This is a genomic window from Kitasatospora sp. NPDC030952, assembly GCF_055571335.1.
Map to the genome: position 1 here is coordinate 74,803 of NZ_JBVIFM010000017.1, position 15,513 is coordinate 90,315.

Annotated in this window: 16 protein-coding genes and 1 pseudogene; 5 read left to right on the forward strand and 12 right to left on the reverse strand. The window is 73.2% G+C overall.

All coding sequences use genetic code 11. The features are described from left to right. Window positions 1-3: 3 nt before the first annotated feature. Both ACZ47G_RS26800 and ACZ47G_RS26805 read right to left on the reverse strand, forming a co-directional pair. On the reverse strand, window positions 4-336 hold the full coding sequence (locus tag ACZ47G_RS26800; RefSeq protein ID WP_465746804.1) for a YnfA family protein: 333 nt from the start codon (window positions 334-336) through the stop codon (window positions 4-6). A gap of 19 nt (window positions 337-355) precedes the next feature. After that, window positions 356-1,570 carry a pyridoxal phosphate-dependent aminotransferase gene (locus ACZ47G_RS26805; protein ID WP_465746806.1) on the reverse strand — a complete coding sequence of 405 codons (1,215 nt, stop codon included), beginning with the start codon at window positions 1,568-1,570 and terminating at the stop codon, window positions 356-358. Between the two features lie 97 nt (window positions 1,571-1,667). On the opposite strand from ACZ47G_RS26805, the pseudogene ACZ47G_RS26810 reads away from it, so the two are divergent. Further along, window positions 1,668-2,021 (forward strand): annotated as a pseudogene (locus tag ACZ47G_RS26810) (winged helix-turn-helix transcriptional regulator); the annotation flags it as partial. A gap of 332 nt (window positions 2,022-2,353) precedes the next feature. After that, window positions 2,354-3,133, forward strand: coding sequence for an SGNH/GDSL hydrolase family protein (locus ACZ47G_RS26815; RefSeq protein WP_465746808.1), 780 nt, complete (start codon window positions 2,354-2,356; stop codon window positions 3,131-3,133). A gap of 76 nt (window positions 3,134-3,209) precedes the next feature. On the opposite strand, the gene ACZ47G_RS26820 is transcribed toward ACZ47G_RS26815, so the two are convergent. Continuing rightward, the gene (locus tag ACZ47G_RS26820) at window positions 3,210-3,851 is read right to left on the reverse strand and encodes a GNAT family N-acetyltransferase (protein ID WP_465746810.1); all 642 of its coding nucleotides are present in this window, start codon (window positions 3,849-3,851) and stop codon (window positions 3,210-3,212) included. A 138-nt stretch (window positions 3,852-3,989) separates the two neighbouring features. Between ACZ47G_RS26820 and ACZ47G_RS26825 the strand changes: the two genes are divergently transcribed. Further along, the gene (locus tag ACZ47G_RS26825) at window positions 3,990-4,907 is read left to right on the forward strand and encodes a pentapeptide repeat-containing protein (protein ID WP_465746812.1); all 918 of its coding nucleotides are present in this window, start codon (window positions 3,990-3,992) and stop codon (window positions 4,905-4,907) included. Between the two features lie 162 nt (window positions 4,908-5,069). Here the strand turns inward: ACZ47G_RS26825 and ACZ47G_RS26830 are convergent, their stop codons facing one another. The 5 genes from ACZ47G_RS26830 to ACZ47G_RS26850 all read right to left on the reverse strand — a co-directional run bounded on the left by ACZ47G_RS26830 (window position 5,070) and on the right by ACZ47G_RS26850 (window position 7,881). Then, on the reverse strand, window positions 5,070-5,804 hold the full coding sequence (locus ACZ47G_RS26830) for a tyrosine-protein phosphatase (protein ID WP_465746814.1): 735 nt from the start codon (window positions 5,802-5,804) through the stop codon (window positions 5,070-5,072). A 22-nt stretch (window positions 5,805-5,826) separates the two neighbouring features. Next, the gene (locus tag ACZ47G_RS26835) at window positions 5,827-6,459 is read right to left on the reverse strand and encodes a TetR/AcrR family transcriptional regulator (RefSeq protein WP_465746816.1); all 633 of its coding nucleotides are present in this window, start codon (window positions 6,457-6,459) and stop codon (window positions 5,827-5,829) included. Window positions 6,460-6,568: 109 nt separating this feature from the next. Further along, window positions 6,569-6,892 carry a hypothetical protein gene (locus ACZ47G_RS26840; RefSeq protein ID WP_380459546.1) on the reverse strand — a complete coding sequence of 108 codons (324 nt, stop codon included), beginning with the start codon at window positions 6,890-6,892 and terminating at the stop codon, window positions 6,569-6,571. Continuing rightward, on the reverse strand, window positions 6,889-7,398 hold the full coding sequence (locus ACZ47G_RS26845) for a DUF6232 family protein (RefSeq protein ID WP_465746818.1): 510 nt from the start codon (window positions 7,396-7,398) through the stop codon (window positions 6,889-6,891). Before ACZ47G_RS26845 ends, ACZ47G_RS26840 begins: the two co-directional genes overlap by 4 nt. An 84-nt stretch (window positions 7,399-7,482) precedes the next feature. After that, complete coding sequence (locus ACZ47G_RS26850) at window positions 7,483-7,881, reverse strand: RidA family protein (protein ID WP_465746820.1); 399 nt, start codon at window positions 7,879-7,881, stop codon at window positions 7,483-7,485. Between the two features lie 72 nt (window positions 7,882-7,953). Between ACZ47G_RS26850 and ACZ47G_RS26855 the strand changes: the two genes are divergently transcribed. Continuing rightward, complete coding sequence (locus ACZ47G_RS26855; protein WP_465746822.1) at window positions 7,954-8,856, forward strand: LysR family transcriptional regulator; 903 nt, start codon at window positions 7,954-7,956, stop codon at window positions 8,854-8,856. Window positions 8,857-8,898: 42 nt separating this feature from the next. On the opposite strand, the gene ACZ47G_RS26860 is transcribed toward ACZ47G_RS26855, so the two are convergent. After that, on the reverse strand, window positions 8,899-10,245 hold the full coding sequence (locus ACZ47G_RS26860; protein ID WP_465746824.1) for a methyltransferase: 1,347 nt from the start codon (window positions 10,243-10,245) through the stop codon (window positions 8,899-8,901). Window positions 10,246-10,484: 239 nt separating this feature from the next. Continuing rightward, complete coding sequence (locus tag ACZ47G_RS26865) at window positions 10,485-11,384, reverse strand: aminoglycoside phosphotransferase family protein (RefSeq protein ID WP_465746826.1); 900 nt, start codon at window positions 11,382-11,384, stop codon at window positions 10,485-10,487. Window positions 11,385-11,742: 358 nt separating this feature from the next. Here ACZ47G_RS26865 and ACZ47G_RS26870 point away from each other — a divergent pair, with 358 nt between their 5' ends. Further along, window positions 11,743-14,271 carry a Tex family protein gene (locus ACZ47G_RS26870; protein ID WP_465746828.1) on the forward strand — a complete coding sequence of 843 codons (2,529 nt, stop codon included), beginning with the start codon at window positions 11,743-11,745 and terminating at the stop codon, window positions 14,269-14,271. A 74-nt stretch (window positions 14,272-14,345) separates the two neighbouring features. Here the strand turns inward: ACZ47G_RS26870 and ACZ47G_RS26875 are convergent, their stop codons facing one another. Together ACZ47G_RS26875 and ACZ47G_RS26880 are read right to left on the reverse strand one after the other, a co-directional pair. Beyond that, window positions 14,346-14,804, reverse strand: coding sequence for an SHOCT domain-containing protein (locus tag ACZ47G_RS26875; RefSeq protein ID WP_465746830.1), 459 nt, complete (start codon window positions 14,802-14,804; stop codon window positions 14,346-14,348). A gap of 82 nt (window positions 14,805-14,886) precedes the next feature. Further along, window positions 14,887-15,480, reverse strand: coding sequence for an NUDIX domain-containing protein (locus tag ACZ47G_RS26880; RefSeq protein ID WP_465746832.1), 594 nt, complete (start codon window positions 15,478-15,480; stop codon window positions 14,887-14,889). Window positions 15,481-15,513 lie beyond the last annotated feature (33 nt).

A 15,513-nucleotide genomic window follows, 5' to 3' on the forward strand; every position in this document is an offset into this window, starting at 1 on the left:
CGTTCAGCGCCGGGGCCCGTACATGATCACGCCGACCCCGGCCAGGCAGACCAGCGCGCCCAGCACGTCGAAGCGGGTCGGCCGGAACCCGTCCACGACCACGCCCCAGAGCAGCGAGCCGGCCACGAACACCCCGCCGTAGGCGGCCAGCACCCGGCCGAAGTCCGCGTCCGGCTGGAGCGCCGCGACGAAGCCGTACGCGCCCAGCGCCACCACGCCCAACCCGGCCAGCCACCAAGACCGTTGCTCCCGCACGCTCTGCCAGACCAGCCAGCAGCCGCCGATCTCGGCGAGCGCGGCGACGGCGAACAGGGCGATGGAGCGCAGGGTGGTCATGAGGGTGGATCGTAGGCGCTCAGACCTGCTTGTACGTCGCCAGGAAGCGCCCGATCCGGTTGATCGCCGTCTCCAGGTCGTCGGCGCGCGGCAGGGTGACGAAGCGGAAGTGGTCCGGGCGGGGCCAGTTGAAGCCGGTGCCCTGGACGACGTGGATCTTCTCGCGCAGCAGCAGGTCCAGCACGAACCGCTCGTCGTCGACGATCCGGTGCACCGCCGGGTCCAGCCGGGCGAAGGCGTACAGGGCGCCCTTGGGCTTGACGCAGCTGACGCCGGGGATCTCGTTGAGCGCCTTGACCGCGATGTCGCGCTGCTCGGTGAGCCGGCCGCTGGGCAGGACGAGGTCGTTGATGGACTGGTGGCCGCCGAGCGCGGCCTGGACGGCGTACTGCGCGGGCACGTTGGGGCACAGCCGCATGCCGGAGAGCATGGTCAGGCCCTCCAGGTAGTCGGTGGCGTGCTGCTTGGGGCCGGAGACCACCAGCCAGCCGCTGCGGAAGCCGGCCACCCGGTAGGCCTTGGAGAGGCCGTTGAAGGTGAGGGTGAGCACGTCGTCGGCGAGGGCGGCCAGGCAGTGGTGCTCGGTGCCGTCGTAGAGGATCTTGTCGTAGATCTCGTCGGCCAGCACCATCAGCTGGTGGCGGCGGGCCAGGTCGAGGATGCCCTCCAGCAGTTCCTTCGGGTAGACCGCGCCGGTGGGGTTGTTGGGGTTGATGACGACGATCGCCTTGGTGCGGGCGGTGATCTTGGCGGCGATGTCGTCGAGGTCCGGGTACCACTCGGCCTGCTCGTCGCACAGGTAGTGCACGGCCTTGCCGCCGGCCAGCCGGACGGAGGCCGTCCACAGCGGGTAGTCCGGCATCGGGACGAGCACCTCGTCGCCGTCGTCGACCAGCGCGGTGATCGCCATCTGGATCAGCTCGGAGACGCCGTTGCCGAGGTAGACGTCGTTGACGCCGACGCCCTGGACCCCGCGCTGCTGGTAGTACTGCACCACCGCGCGGCGGGCCGGCAGGATGCCGCGCGAGTCGCTGTAACCGTGCGCCGAGGGCAGGTTGCGGATGATGTCCTGGATGATCTCCTCGGGCGCCTCGAAGCCGAACGGGGCCGGGTTGCCGGTGTTCAGCCGCAGCACGCTGTGCCCGGCCTCCTCCAGGGCGTTGGCCTGGTCCACCACCGGGCCCCGGATCTCGTAGCACACGTCATTCAGCTTGCTGGACTGGCGAAACTCCACCTGCGGCCTCCCGACCGTCACCACCGCTCCGTTGCTTCAGCTTTGTTCTACCAAGTTGGCACTTGGAAAGTCCAACCTCTTGGCTATGCTGATCCACATGTCACGCCGAAGCTACGACCAGTACTGCGCCGTCGCCCGCGCCCTGGACGCGGTGGGGGAGCGCTGGAGCCTCCTGATCGTCCGTGAACTCCTGCGCGGCCCCCGCCGCTACACCGACCTGCACGCCGACCTGCCCGGCGTCTCCACCGACATCCTCGCCGCCCGGCTCAAGCAGCTGGAGGGCGAAGGACTCGCTCTGCGCCGCAAGCTGGAGCGGCCGGCCAACGCCACGGTGTACGAGCTGACCGAGCGCGGCCGCGGACTGCGGCCGGTGATCGAGGCCCTGGGGGAGTGGGGGCTCGGCGCCCTCGGCGAACAGCGGCCCACCGACGCGGTGCGCGAGCACTGGTTCACGGCGACGGCGACGGCTCCGCCCGCTCCGACGGCGACGGCGACTGCTCCGCCTGCTCCGACGGCGACGGCGACTGCTCCGGCTTCGGCGACGGCTCCGGGCGCGACCGTCGCGGGGTGAACGTCCCGCCGGTGCGGTGAGGGGGCGGCGGCAAGGCCCCCGTCGCCGGCCGCCGCCCCGTGGACCCAGGATGGCCCGGGGCGATAAACGCGCACTGGACACCGAATGAGCGGCCCGGGCCCCCGCGGAACTGGTTGGCAAGTGCACGCGTACGATCGTCGGATCGCTTCGTCGGAGCCACCGGAGCCAGCAGAGGAGAGCGGAGGCCGCCCGTGCCCACCACCAGCCGCAGCTACACCAGCTACGTCGCCGTCGGGGACTCCTTCACCGAGGGCATGTGCGACGACGTCCATCCCGACGGCCACTACCGGGGCTGGGCCGACCGGGTCGCCACCGCGCTCGCCGGCCAGGCCGAGGACTTCCGGTACGCCAACCTCGCCGTCCGCGGCAAGCTGATCGGCCAGATCCACGACGAGCAGCTCGCCACCGCGGTCGGGATGAGCGCCGAACTCGTCACCCTGGCCGGCGGCCTCAACGACGTGCTGCGCCCCGGCTGCGACATCGACCGGGTCGAGCGGCTGCTCGGCCGCTGCGTCGAGGAACTGCGCGCCGCCGGCGCCACCGTCGTCCTGTTCACCAGCACCGACCCCACCCGCCGGATGGCCGGCAGTGCCCGGCTGCTGCCCGCCATCCTGCGGATGAAGGCCTTCGTCCAGGAACTCGGGCGGCAGGACGGCATCGCCGTCGTCGACCTGTTCTCCGCCCCCTGCTTCGACGACCGCCGGCTCTGGGCCGAGGACCGCCTGCACCTCTCGCCCGAGGGCCACCGCCGGGTCGCCGAAGGCGTCCTGGAAGCCCTCGGCCGCCCCGCCGCCTTCGACTGGCGCGCCCCGCTGCCCGCCGCCGCCCCGCCCGGCCGCGCCGAGAAGCTGCGCTCCGACGCCCGCTGGCTGGGCACCCACCTCGGCCCGTGGATCGGCCGCCGCCTCACCGGCCGCTCCTCCGGCGACGGCCGCCCGCCGAAGCGGCCGGAGCTGCTGCCGTACCGCTAGGCCCGGCCGGGCAAGATCGGCCGGCAGGGCCTGGCCAGGCCCTGCCCGGCCCAAGGCCCGTCGGCGGGGCCGCTCGTCAGGGCTCCAGCACCAGGCTCGCCATCGGGGCGCGGGTGGTCCAGCCGAGGGCCGTGTAGAGCGCCTGGCCGTCCACCGTGCCGACCAGCACGCCGGTGCGGGCGCCCGCCTCGTACGCGCCGGACCGCAGGGCCCCCATCACCACCGAGCCCAGGCCCCGGCGGCGGTGCTCGGGGGCGGTGACGATCTGGTCCGGCACGGCCACCGCGCCGGCCAGGCCCGCCTGGCCGCGGGCGGCGAGGTGCCCCTCCTCGGTGCGCAGCAGCACCCGGAGGATCCCGCCCCGCTCCCAGTGGGTCAGGGTGTAGCCGGCCGGGAGGGCCGGCCGCTCGGGGGTGAGCGGGGCGGTCATCAGGAAGCCCGGCGGGTCCAGCCGCCACTGCGGGCCCAGCCAGGGCCGGACGGTCGCGTCCTCGGCGAACAGCTTCAGCCAGGTGGTCGGCGCGGTGGTCGCCTCGGCGAGCTTGCGGACCTCAGCCTCGGTCGGCTCGGGCAGCACGTGCCGCCCGACCTCCCTGGCCGGCGCGCCGACGTCGATGGTCCAGCCCCAGGGCTGCTCCACCGGGTCGGCGGCGCCCCGGGAGACGGTCCAGCCGCTGATCCACATCCGGACCAGCTCGGTGATGTCCGACTGCGACATGGCGCGATTCCTCCGCTTGTAAGGGTCTCTCTCGGGATAGAAACCTTACCTGCGTGGGAGGTGGCCTGCCCAGTAATCTTGACGGGTTCGACGCGCCGGACTCCCACCGGCGTCCAGCCGCTGGAAGGACCCCGGACCGTGAGTGAGACCGAGTCGCCGCAGGACCCCACGGCGGCCGCGCCGACCCCGCTCCAGTCCGACTGCGGCAGCTGCTTCGGACTCTGCTGCGCGGCCCTGCCGTTCGCCGCCGGCGCCGACTTCGCCATCGACAAGGCCGCCGGCACCCCCTGCCGCAACCTGCAGACGGACTTCAGCTGCGGCATCCACGCCCGGCTCCGCGACAGCGGCTTCCAGGGCTGCACCGTCTACGACTGCTTCGGCGCCGGACAGCGGGTCTCCCAGGTCACCTTCGGCGGGGTCAGCTGGCGCGAGGAACCCGCGAGCGCCAAGCCGATGTTCGACGTCTTCCCGGTCGTCCGGCAGCTCCACGAACTGCTCCGGTACCTCACCGAGGCGCTCACCTTCGCCCCCGCCCGGCCCGTCCACCCCGAACTGCGGCAGGCCCTCGAAGAGACCGACCGCCTCGCCGGCGGCACCCCCGAGGAGATCCTGGCCGTCGACGTCCCGGCCCACCGCGGGCGGATCAGCGACCTCCTGCTGCGGGCCAGCGAACTCGTCCGCGCCGCCGTCCCCCGCCGCCGCGAACACCGCGGCGCCGACCTCTTCGGCGCCCGTCTGCGCGGCGCCGACCTCCAGGGCGCCAACCTGCGCGGCGCCCTCCTGGTCGCCGCCGACCTCTCCGGCGCCGACCTGCGCCTCGCCGACCTCATCGGTGCCGACCTCCGCGACGCCAACCTGGCCGGCGCCGACCTCACCACCGCCCTCTTCCTCACCCAGGCCCAGCTCAACGCCGCCCGCGGGGACGCCACCACCCGCCTCCCGGCGGCCCTCACCCGCCCCACCCACTGGCCCGACACCGCCCCGGCCCCGGCGTCCGCCGACCGCAAGCCCGCGCGCAGGGGCGGCAGCCGCCCCGGCAAGCCGCGTCGGCGGTAAGGCCCGTCTGGCAATTCCCGCCGGGCGCGAATTGTCAGACACGTCCTGGGCCCGCGCCGCTGAGGGATCAGGGCCCGGGGCGGAGCGGGTCCTCGGGGACGACCGCGGCGATTCGCCCGGTGGAAGGCCGGGGAGGCATGCCCGGTCACCCGCCACACGTGGTCAGGATGTGAGCAGCCGCGACCGCAGGGCGGCTATCCGGTCGGGGGTGAAGCCGACCGGGCCGGTGAGGTAGGCCTCGACGGAGCCGTGGCGGGCGGCGAGGTCGGCGAGGGTCAGGCGGATGACGGTCTCCGGGGCGCGGCCGTAGCCGGGCCAGCCGAGGGTGCGGCCGGGGTGGGCGGCGTGCCAGTCGGCGATGAGCCGCGGGGTGGCGAGCTCGGTGAGGGCGAAGTCGGCGGCGATGTCGTCCTCGGAGACGCCGAGCAGGGTGAGCACCAGGGCGGCGATCAGGCCGGTGCGGTCCTTGCCGGACGCGCAGTGGAAGACGACCGGGGCCTCGGCGTCGGTGATCACGTCCAGGGCCCGGCGGATCTCCCCCACGCCGTCCTCGGCGACCTCGGCGAAGCGGTCGGCGAGGTAGCGCCAGGGGTCGAGCGCGGGGTCGATCGAGGCCTGGTCGTACGGGCGGTGCTCGATCGAGAGGTGGTGGTACTCCAGGCCGTCGAAGTGGGGCACCCGGCCCTTGGCGGCGATCTCCCAGTCGTAGCGCAGGTCGATCACGGTCCGTACGCCGAGGGTCCGGAGGCGCTCCAGGTCGGCGGGGGAGGTGAGCTTGCCGAGCGAGTCGGAGCGGTGGAGCAGGCCCCAGCGGACGGTCCGGCCGTCGGTGGCCGGGTAGCCGCCCAGGTCGCGGAAGTTGTGCAGGGCCTCGAATTCGATGTGACGCGTTGTCATGCCCGGACTGTAGCCACTGGTGTCAACCCTGGCCGTAGCCCCCGGCGAGCAGGTCGAAGGCGCGGTCGGCGGCGGCGACGGCCTCGGGGTGGAGGTCGTCGGCGGTGCGGCCGCCGTCGTGGATGAGGTGCCAGTTGTGCAGGGCGAGGACCCGCTGGGTGGCGGTGACCTGGGCGGCGAGCAGCGGGGCGGTGAGTGCGCGGGGCTGCGCGAGGTCGGGGGCCTCGCGCAGCGCCTCGGCGAGGGACTGTTCGGCGCGGGCCAGGTAGGAGCCGACCCGGGCGGCCAGGCTCGGGGTGCCGTGGACGAGCGCGGTGAAGGCCAGCACCTGGGGGTGGTCGTTGAGGCCGGTGACCGGGTCGTGCCGGGCGAGGCCGTCCAGGAAGTCCCGGCGCAGGGCGTCGAGGACGCTCTCGCCCTCGGCTCGGCCCCGGACCACGTCCGCCGCCTGCTCCTGGTGGTCGGCGAAGCGGTGGACGACCAGGTCCTCCTTGCTGGCGAAGTAGCTGAACAGGGTGGGCTTGGAGACCTCGGCGGCGGCCGCGACGTCGGCCACCGAGACCTGGTCGAAGCCGTGCTGCAGGAAGAGCGCGATGGCCGCCTCGGAGATGGCCCGTCGCGTCCGTTCCTTCTTGAGCTCCCGCAGTCCTGTCATGTCGGTCAGGCTAGCAGCCGGGATTGACCGGGGCAGGTTTCTGACCCGGTACGAAAAGTCGGGGCGAAGATCGGGAGCGGAGATCGGGAGCGGAGATCAGGAACGGAGATCAGGAGCTGAGCGAGTCCAGGATCCGCCGCACCGACTCCACCACCGGCGCGCCCGCCCGGACCAGCGAGGCCACCCCCGAGATGTTGCGCAGCGCCCGCCGCAGGGCGGACGGCGAGGCCTCGGAGCCGTCGCCGATGGCCTCCAGCGACTCGTCCAGCACCTCGCGGTCCTCGGCCGGCACCTGGTCGCGCAACAGCCTTACGGCGGTGACCAGTTCGCGCAGGGCGGCCTGCGGGTCGACCGGGCCCTGGTTCTTGACGATGCCGATGTTGTGGTCGCCGTGCTGGGTGACGGAGTCACCGAAGTGGAAGGAGTTGCTCACTGCCCGACCCGCTTTCCGGTGTTGTGGTCGCCGTACTGGGTGATCTTGTCGCCGACGTGGAGGTTCTCCACCTGGAGCGCGAACTCCGCCTGGGGGTTGTCGATCGCCTCCATGATCATCTGGATCAGGTTGCTGATCTGCCACTCGTTGTGGCTCACCACGGCGGTGGTCGCGGCGTTCGAGGTCTCGATGACCAGCTTGTAGAGGGGTTTCTGCCGCAGTCGGGTGACGAACCGGTAGAGGAAGAACAGGAAGCCCGCCACCAGCAGCACGCTCGGAATGGCCACCTGCGTCTTGTCCGTCGAGTTGTGGGTGAGCGCGCTGAGGAAGCTCACGGCGAACAGCAGCCCGAGCACCTGCCGGACGAACCTGATGATCGTCCGCGAGCGCTTGGGTGGCCACCACACCAACTGCCGTGCCCGGGCGATGTGCTGCAGCGGATACGCGTCCCCGCCGATCCACAGCACCCGCCGGCTCACCCTGACGTCGATCACGTTCCGTGCCAAGTCCGCTCCCCCTGCCGCTCGTGCGGGGAGAACCATAGCAATGGCCGCGGACGGGCGGTGGCCTGGCGGTGAATCAGCCCGGCCTCACGCGCTCCGCCGCCGGGCCGTCACCTCGATCTCGATCCGCATCCGAGGGTCGGCCAGACCGCAGACCTGCATCGTCGCGGCCGGCCGGACCTCACCGAAGCAGCGGCGCAGCACCGGCCAGCAGGGCTCGAAGTCCGCACGCTCGGGAAGCAGGTAGCGCACCCGTACGACATCGGCGAAGCCGGAGCCGGCCTCGGCCAGCGCGGCCCCGATGTTGCGCAGGCACTGCTCGGCCTGCTCCACCACGTCCTCGGAGATGGTCATGGTGGCGTAGTCGAACCCGGTCGTCCCGGACACGTGCACCCAGTCGCCGTCCACCACGGCGCGGGCGTAGCCGATCTGCTCCTCGAAGGTGGAGCCGCTGAGGACGGCGCGTCGATCCGTCGTGTTCGTCATGCGCCGAACGCTAGGTGGCCTGCGGGGATACGTCCAATACTCGTCCGGTGCCGATCTGATATCCCTACGCGTATGGAGCGCCCGGAACTACCCCTGCCGCAGCTGCACGCCTTCGCCGTGCTCGCCGAGGACCTGCACTTCGGCCGGGCCGCCGCCCGCCTCGGCATCGCCCAGCCGCCGCTGAGCCAGCAGATCCGCCGGCTGGAGGAGAAGGTCGGCCACCCGCTGTTCCGGCGGGAGCCCGGCGGCGTCACCCTGACCCCGGCCGGGCACGAGCTGCTGCCCGCCGCCCGCCGGGCCCTGGCCGACCTCGCGGACGGGCTGGCCGCCGCCCGGGCGGTCGGGGGCGGCGAGGCGGGCCGGCTGCGGATCGGTTTCTCCGCCTCGCTCGCCCTGACCGTGCTGCCCGGGCTGCTGCGCACCTTCCGGGACCGCCACCCCGGGGTGCGGCTGGACGTACGGGAGATGACCAGTGCGCCGCAGCTCGCCGCCCTGCACGAGCGCGGCATCGACGTCGGCCTGCTCCGCGAGCCGCCGGCGGACGAACCGGAGCTGCGGTTCCGGACGGTGCTCAGCGAGCCGTTCGTCGCCGTGCTCCCGGCGCACCACCCGCTGGCGGCCCAACGGACCGTCCGGCTCGGGCAGTTGGCGGACGAGCCGTTCGTGCTGCTGCCCCGGGAGGAGGGGCCGCAGCTGTACGACCGGATCACCGGCCTGTGCACCGGGGCGGGCTTCACCCCGCGGACCGGGCAGCAGGCGGTGGAGTGGCAGACGGTCTGCGCCCTGGTCGGGGCCGGCCTCGGCGTCTCGCTGGCCCCGGCGAGCATCCGGCGGATCCGGCTGCGCGGCGTGGCCTTCCGCCGGATCGACCCCGGCACCGCCCGCACCCGCGCCGCCGTCGCCTGGCGCGCCGACGACCGCAGCCCGCTGGTGGCCCACCTGCTGACCATCACCGGGCAGGTCGGGGCGTCCTAGGGACTGCCCGGCACGCTCCGCCGGACATGACCCGGACAGGACCTAGTTCCGCAGTTCGTAGACCAGGTTGAAGGGGGTCTCGGTGGCTCGGCGGAAGTGGGGGAACCCGGCCTCTGCGGCCACCTCGCGGGTACGGGCCTCGCCGGCGGCGGCGCCGAGGGCGCGGCCGACCGGCTGTGCCTGGGACGCCGGGACGCAGATCAGTGAGGACGCGCTGTAGAAGGCCCGGCCGAGGGGGTTCAGGTTGTCGGCGAGGTCGTCCTGGGTGTGCGGTTCGACCAGCATCACCACGCCGCCGTCGGAGAGGCGCGCCCGGCAGTGCGAGAGCACGCCGACGGGGTCGCCCATGTCGTGCAGGCAGTCGAAGAAGGTGATCAGGTCGTACGGGCCGCCGCCGAAGTCCGCGGCGCCGGACACCTCGAAGGCGGTGCGCTCGGCCAGCCCGTTCTCCTCGGCCAGGGCCCGGGCCTTCTCGACCGAGGGCAGGTGGTAGTCGAACCCGGTGAAGCCGGACGCGGGAAAGGCCCGGGCCATGAGCATGGTGGAGTGGCCGAGCCCGCAGCCGACGTCGGCGACGCTGCCGCCGGTGCGCAGCCGCTCCACCGTGCCGTCCAGGGCCGGCAGCCACTCCTGCACCAGGTGCGCCGCGTAGCCGGGGCGGAAGAAGCGCGCGGTGCCGGTGAACAGGTCCGGGTGGTGCTGCTCCCAGCCCACGCCGCCGCCCTCGACGAAGGCGCGCTCCAGCTTCTCGCGGGTCCCCTGCGCGGCTGCGGCCATGAAGGCCTGGAAGCCGCCGAGGGCGAAGAAGGGGCTGTCCTCGTCGCAGAAGGCGGCGACCTGCTCGGGAGTGAGCCGGAACCGTCCGTCCGGGTCGAGCGCGACGTAGCCGCTGGCCGCCATCGCCGCCAGCCACTCCCGGACGTTGCGCTCCTGGGTGCCCGTCCTTTCGGCCAACTCGGAGGAGGTGAGCGGTACTTCGTCCGCCATGGCCCGGAAGAGACCGAGCCGGTCGCCGATCGACAGCAGCGGTGCGATCGCCACGGCGCCCAGATCGTTGACGACGCGGCCCATCAGGATCTCCAGCGCGTCCTCGTCGAGCGTCATGTCCCGGACCACGTCCAGGTTGACGAAGCGCGGCGCCCCGTCGCATGCCTCCCGCATCTCCTCGGCGATGTGCCGGGTCTCCGGCAGGTCGCTGTTCTTCATCGCCTCCTCGTAAGAGGGGAACTCCACGATCTGGACGAAGTGGGAGGGCCGGTCGCGGTCCTTGCCGATCGTGGCGTGCTGGGCGGTGCGTTTGCCGTGGGTGGCCCGCAGCCACTCGTCCATGAGCCGGTCGACGCGGTCGGCCTCGGTGGTTTCGTATTCGATGACCTGCATGAACGACATGCCGATCAACCCCCTTCCAGAGGTGTAAGAACAGCGTCCCGCTCCCTCCGGGCCGCCACAACCCGCGTCATCCCCGTCCCGGGACGATCTCCGGCGAGCGGCCGTCCCCGCCGTGTCCGTCACGGCCGTCTCGTACCTGTCCGTTACCTGTCCGTGCACGGGGACTCGCAGACTGCGATCTTCCGCGACGACCTTTCGCGACGACCTTTCACGACGACCTTCAGACGCGCGGGCGGCCTTCAGACGCTGCGGTCGGCGAGCACCTCGCGGACCACGTGGCGGGCGTGGGCGGTGCGGGCCGAGTCGGTGTGGCGGTAGTACGGGATGGTCACCAGGGCGATGGAGAAGGCCCAGGCGCGGCCGCGGGCCCACATCGCGTCGTCGGCGCGCAGGGCGGCCCGGAAGGCGGGGCGGGCGGAGGCGGGGAGGAGGTTCCAGGCGGGCAGCAGGTCGGTGGTGGGGTCGCCGACGCCCATCAGGGCGAAGTCGAGGACGGCGGCGAGCCGGCCGGAGCGGTTCAGCAGCAGGTTGCCGGGGGTGAGGTCGCCGTGCATCCAGACCGGTGGGCCGGCGTGGTCGGGGAGGCGGAGCGCCTTGTCCCACAGGGCGGTCGCGGCCGCGGTGTCGATGGCGCCGGTCAGCTGGGCGATCGCCGCGCGGGTGGAGCCGTCCCGGGAGGCGAGCGGCACGCTGCGGGGGCCGGCCGGGGCACCGTCCGGGTCCAGGGTGCGCAGGGCCTTGACGAAGCCGGCCAGGTCGCGGGCGAGCGCCTCGGGCGCGGCGAGCACGCCGACCGCCGGGTTGACGCCGTCGAGCCAGCGCACCACCGACCACTCCCACGGATAGCCCGCGGCGGGGCGGCCGACGGCCAGCGGGGCGGGGACGGGCAGCGGCAGCAGCGGTGCCAGCCGGGGCAGCCAGCGGTGCTCGCGGCGGACGTCCCCGGCGGCCCACTCCACCCGGGGCAGCCGGACGGCGAGTTCGGGCCCGAGCCGGAACATCGCGTTGTCCGTCCCGGCGGACCCGACCGGGGTGACCGGCAGGCCCACCCACTGCGGGAACTGGGCGGAGATCAACCGCCGTACCAGGGCAGCGTCGACGACCGGTTCATCGGGGTGCATCCGGGCGGCAGCGCACATGCCCGGCAGCGTACAGCGCGGATCGCCGGGGATCAGCCGGATCGGCGAACTGCGTACCGGAGTTCGATCAGCGGACGGTGATCCGCACCCCGACGGTGCCGCCCCGGCCGTACCGCAGCACGTTCCCGGCCGGCGCCACCGCGCACAGCGGCCCGGCGCGGCGCAGGCCTCGGAGGTGTCCGGGGTGTTCACGCCCGGCAGCCTGGGAATCCGCAACTGGACTCCGCCCGCACCTCGTTGGGGCCGAGGCCGATGCGCGCCACGCCCGCCGCCCCGGGTACGGCCGGGAGCCGTCACCGGTACCTGCCAGAATGCTGGGCGTACGGCGAAAGCACTGAAGGAGAAGGTGACCGGCTTCGTGACCACGCCAGTCGAACAGGTGGCCCGGCAGGCCCAGCAGGCGATCGAGCGCAAGATCGCCGAGGAACTGGGCGTCCGCGAGGGGCAGGTGAAGGCCGCCGTCGAGTTGCTCGACGGCGGCTCGACCGTGCCGTTCGTGGCCCGTTACCGCAAGGAGGTCACCGGCTCGCTGGACGACGCCCAGCTGCGCACCCTGGAGGAGCGGCTGCGCTACCTGCGGGAGTTGGAGGAGCGCCGCGCGGCGGTGCTGGAGTCGATCGAGTCCCAGGGCAAGCTGGACGACGCGCTGCGCGCCCAGGTGCTGGCCGCCGACTCCAAGGCGCGGCTGGAGGACATCTACCTGCCGTTCAAGCCGAAGCGGCGGACCAAGGCGCAGATCGCCCGCGAGGCCGGGCTGGAGCCGCTGGCCGACACCCTGCTCGCCGACCCGACGCAGGACCCGGCCGCGCTCGCCGCCGGGTACCTGAACGAGTCGGTGGCGGACGGCGCGGCCGCGCTGGAGGGCGCCCGGGCGATCCTGGTCGAGCGCTTCGGCGAGGACGCCGACCTGGTCGGCTCGCTGCGCGAGCGGATGTGGAGCCGCGGCCGGGTGGTCGCGCGGGTGCGGGACGGCAAGGAGGCCGACGGCGCCAAGTTCGCCGACTACTTCGACTTCGCCGAGCCGTACCCCAAGCTCCCCTCGCACCGCATCCTGGCGATGCTGCGCGGTGAGAAGGAGGAGGTGCTGGACCTCGAACTCTCCCCCTACGACGGCGACTCCGAGGGCGACCTGCCCGGCGAGAACGACTACGAGCAGCGCATCGCGGCCCGCTTCGGCATCGCCGACCGCGGCCGCCCGGCCGACAAGTGGCTGGCCGACACGGTCCGTTGGGCCTGGCGCACCCGGATCCTGGTGCGACTCGGCATCGACCTGCGGTCCCGGCTGCGGGCCGAGGCCGAGGACGAGGCGGTACGGGTCTTCGCCGCCAACCTGCGCGACCTGCTGCTCGCCGCGCCGGCCGGCACCCGCGCCACCATGGGCCTGGACCCGGGCTTCCGCACCGGGGTGAAGGTCGCCGTGGTCGACGCCACCGGCAAGGTGGTCGCGTACGAGACGATCTACCCGCACCAGCCCGCCAACAAGTGGGACGCGGCGCTGAACACCCTGGCCGCGCTGGCGAAGAAGCACGACGTCGACCTGGTGGCGATCGGCAACGGCACCGCCTCCCGGGAGACCGACAAGCTCGCCGAGGACCTGCTGGGGCGCCACCCCGAGCTGAAGCTCACCAAGGCGATGGTCAGCGAGGCCGGCGCCTCGGTCTACTCGGCCTCGGCGTTCGCCTCCCAGGAGCTGCCGGAGCTGGACGTGTCGATCCGCGGCGCGGTGTCGATCGCCCGCCGCCTCCAGGACCCGCTGGCCGAACTGGTCAAGATCGACCCCAAGTCGATCGGCGTCGGCCAGTACCAGCACGACCTGAGCGAGGTGAAGCTCTCCCGCTCGCTGGACGCCGTGGTCGAGGACTGCGTCAACGCCGTCGGCGTCGACGTCAACACCGCCTCGGCGCCGCTGCTCACCCGGGTCTCCGGCATCACCGCCACGCTGGCCGACAACATCGTGGCCCACCGCGACACCAACGGCCCGTTCCGCACCCGCCGGCAGCTCAAGGACGTCTCCCGGCTCGGCCCCAAGGCCTTCGAGCAGTGCGCGGGCTTCCTGCGCATCCCCGGCGGCGACGACCCGCTGGACGCCTCCAGCGTGCACCCCGAGGCCTACCCGGTGGTGCGCCGGATCCTCGCCGCCACCGGCGGGGAGCTGCGCGAGCTGATCGGCAACGGCGAGCGGCTGCGGGCGCTGCGCCCGGCGGACTTCGCCGACGACACCTTCGGCGTCCCGACCGTCACCGACATCCTCGGCGAGCTGGACAAGCCGGGCCGCGACCCGCGCCCGGCCTTCCGCACCGCGACCTTCAAGGAGGGCGTCGACAAGATCGGCGACCTGGAGGTCGGCATGGTGCTGGAGGGCGTGGTCACCAATGTGGCCGCCTTCGGCGCCTTCGTCGACGTGGGCGTCCACCAGGACGGCCTGGTGCACGTCTCGGCGCTGTCCCGGAACTTCGTCAAGGACCCGCGCGAGGTGGTCAAGCCGGGCGACATCGTCAAGGTCCGGGTGCTCACGGTGGACGTGCCGCGCAAGCGGATCGGGCTGACCCTGCGGCTGGACGACGAGGTCGGCGGGGGCCGGGAGCGGGGCGGCGACCGCGGTGACCGGGGCGAGCGGGGCGAGCGGCAGGCCCGCCCGCCGCGCCAGGAGCGGCGCGGCGGTGACCGGGGCGGCCAGGGCGCTCAGGGCGGCGCTCAGGGCGGCCGTGGCGGCCAGGGCGGCGGTCCGGGTGGTCAGGGCGGCCGTGGCGGCCAGGACCGGCGCGGCGGCGGCTCCGGCGGCAACGCCCCGCTGGCGAACAGCGCCATGGCGGACGCGCTGCGCCGGGCCGGTCTGACCGGCGGCGGCGACGGCGGCTCCAAGGACCGGCGCTCCGGACGGCGCTGAGCGGTCTCCGGGAACGGCCGGGCCGGTGGACGCCTCACGCGTCCACCGGCCCGGCCGTGGTGCTGCTCGGACGGTCAGACCAGGAGTCGGTCCTTGGCCTTCTGGTACTCCTCCTCGGAGATGGCGCCGCGGTCCTTCAGGTCGGCCAGTCTCGCCAGGTCCTCGACGTGGCTGCGGCCGGCGCCCGCGCCGCCCCCGCCGGCGCCGCCCTCCGAGGGCGGCCCGGCGGCGTCCCGGATGTACGCCCGGACGGCCGCGTCGGCCTGTTGGGCCTGTTCGATGTCCCGCTTCCCCATGCCCTGGCCGCGGGCGATCAGGTACGCGAGGATGCCGATCAGCGGCAGGATGATCACCAGGACCAGCCAGCCGGCCTTGCCCCAGCCGCTCAGGTCATGGCTGCGGAAGATGTCCGAGATGATCTTGAACAGCAGGAAGAACCAGAGGATCCACAGGAACAGCTCCAACATCGTCCAGAAGATGTTGAGCACCGGGTAGTCCACTGCCAGCGAAGCAGCCAAGGCGTTGGTGTCCATGGAATAATTCATATCACCGCAAAACGGACACTGCTCTCCGCTGTTCGGCCATTCCAGTGATCTTCCGCCCCGGCGGGAACGCTCAGCCCTGCCGGGCCCGGCGCCGCAGCTCCACGGCCAGCCCGATCAGCTCGCCCCACCAGGCCTCGTGCCCGGTGAGCAGCAGCCGCTGCGCCTCGGCGACCGGGACGGCCCGGACCTCCACCACCTGCTCGCCGTCCGCCGGGTTGGTCGGCGTCGAGTCCAGCTCGACCTCGCCCCAGCCCCACAGCCAGGCCTTGTCCGGGTGCGGCTGCCACGGCCGGTACGGCACCGGGTCCTCGGTGTGGCAGCGGTGCGCGCCGAGCCAGCCCGGCTCGCCGAGCAGCCGGGCGCCGGCCTCCTCGCGCAGCTCGCGGGCCAGGCAGTCGGTGACCGACTCGTCCCGCTCCCGGGTGCCGCCGGGCAGGAACCAGTGGTTCCGGTCGTCCCGGCAGAGCACCACGCCGCCGCCGGCGAACCCGACCAGGTGGATGTTGGTGACCAGCTCGTCCGGCGGCAGCTCGGTGGAGAACTGCGCGTCGTAGCGGCCCCAGGCCCAGTGCTGCGGCGCGTGCAACGCCGGGAACAGGGCGGAGAGTTCGGCGGCTCTGGCGGAGGTGTCCGCGGTGTCGGCGCGGTCCGTGGTGTCGGTCATCTGAATATCTCCGAGGAGGTGAAGGTCTTGGAA

Excerpts from the sequence above, each read along its gene's own strand:
- ACZ47G_RS26830 (WP_465746814.1), bottom strand. The coding sequence starts at position 5,804 with ATGACAACGCGTCACATCGAATTCGAGGCCCTGCACAACTTCCGCGAC.
- ACZ47G_RS26855 (WP_465746822.1), top strand. The coding sequence starts at position 7,954 with ATGGAGCGCCCGGAACTACCCCTGCCGCAGCTGCACGCCTTCGCCGTG.
- ACZ47G_RS26820 (WP_465746810.1), bottom strand. The coding sequence starts at position 3,851 with ATGTCGCAGTCGGACATCACCGAGCTGGTCCGGATGTGGATCAGCGGC.
- ACZ47G_RS26835 (WP_465746816.1), bottom strand. The coding sequence starts at position 6,459 with ATGACAGGACTGCGGGAGCTCAAGAAGGAACGGACGCGACGGGCCATC.
- ACZ47G_RS26865 (WP_465746826.1), bottom strand. The coding sequence starts at position 11,384 with ATGTGCGCTGCCGCCCGGATGCACCCCGATGAACCGGTCGTCGACGCT.
- ACZ47G_RS26880 (WP_465746832.1), bottom strand. The coding sequence starts at position 15,480 with ATGACCGACACCACGGACCGCGCCGACACCGCGGACACCTCCGCCAGA.
- ACZ47G_RS26875 (WP_465746830.1), bottom strand. The coding sequence starts at position 14,804 with ATGGACACCAACGCCTTGGCTGCTTCGCTGGCAGTGGACTACCCGGTG.
- ACZ47G_RS26860 (WP_465746824.1), bottom strand. The coding sequence starts at position 10,245 with ATGTCGTTCATGCAGGTCATCGAATACGAAACCACCGAGGCCGACCGC.
- ACZ47G_RS26850 (WP_465746820.1), bottom strand. The coding sequence starts at position 7,881 with ATGACGAACACGACGGATCGACGCGCCGTCCTCAGCGGCTCCACCTTC.
- ACZ47G_RS26800 (WP_465746804.1), bottom strand. The coding sequence starts at position 336 with ATGACCACCCTGCGCTCCATCGCCCTGTTCGCCGTCGCCGCGCTCGCC.